The following is a 1,041-nucleotide window of genomic DNA, read 5'->3' on the forward strand; positions in this document are numbered from 1 at the left end:
TGTAAGAAATTTAATTGAGAATAGACCGCCTAAAATCATCAAAGATTTACCGATTTCACAATTCAAAATTTTAAATTCTAACTTGGCAAAATTAGGAAATTATCAAGTGAAATTGAACAGAGATTTTTTGAATTACATTGCTCAATATCCAGATAATTTAATTTCACTTGAAGAGCTATTAAAGGTGAAAGAGAATTTAGAAAATAGCCGAATGAATTTGCTCCGTGAAATTTCAGAAACAAAAGTTATCTTATCGGAGATTTTGAAGGAGTTAAGATAATGGCAGTTTTGAAAGTTAGAAATAGTAACGGAAAGGCTTCTCTTGGTGGTGCTAAAGATTACCTAGAACGTGACGGGCGAAATGTTGAATGCTCCACATTCAACATTGATCGCCCTGAGGAATGGGCGGAAGATATGCAACTCACAAAGGAGCTTTTTGATAAGACAGAGGGTAGGCAATATTATTGGATAGTCCAATCTTTTGACAATGAGCATGGCGAACAATCTTACAATGCGGAAGATGTTCACGAAATGGGCAAGGAACTGGCAGAAGTGTTTGCGAAAAAAGGGTATCAAGTTGTAGTTGAAACTCACAACGATACCGATAATTTACACAATCACTTGATTATTAACTCCGTTAATTCAGAAACAGGCAAAAAATTGCGAATTTCAAATGCTAAGAGCCTTGAAGTGTCAAAAGGTGCTGACATTCTAACCAAAGATTTATACCGCCTTAACGATGAAATTTGTAAGAAATATGGGTTACGCACGTTAGACCAAAGCAAGGCTATCAAGAATGAGCGTGAAAGACACGCTGGCATGCAACCAACGAGCAAGAAAACCGATGAGAATTATCTTGCTAAATCGTGGAAAGATACGCTCCGACAGGACTTGCAAGATATATGGAAAGACAAGAACATCAAAAGCAAAGATGATTTTGAGCGAGCGTTACAACAGAAAGGTATCACGATTAGTCGAATGACAAGCACAGGCAATATTACTTATGAGCAAGGTGGAAATAAGGCACGAGCCAAGTCATTA

2 protein-coding genes are annotated in these 1,041 nt (G+C 37.1%); both read left to right on the forward strand.

Annotated features, from left to right (window positions below; genetic code table 11):
* Positions 1 to 280: hypothetical protein (locus tag LEP1GSC049_RS0204500; RefSeq protein WP_025186018.1), on the forward strand; the 280-nt coding region annotated here is incomplete at its 5' end.
* Positions 280 to 1,041, forward strand: a 762-nt coding sequence (locus LEP1GSC049_RS223855) for a relaxase/mobilization nuclease domain-containing protein (protein WP_016560349.1), incomplete at its 3' end; no start/stop codon positions are given. The genes LEP1GSC049_RS0204500 and LEP1GSC049_RS223855, both read left to right, overlap by 1 nt.

Origin of the sequence: Leptospira kirschneri serovar Cynopteri str. 3522 CT, assembly GCF_000243695.2 — a bacterium.
Classification (GTDB): domain Bacteria; phylum Spirochaetota; class Leptospiria; order Leptospirales; family Leptospiraceae; genus Leptospira; species Leptospira kirschneri.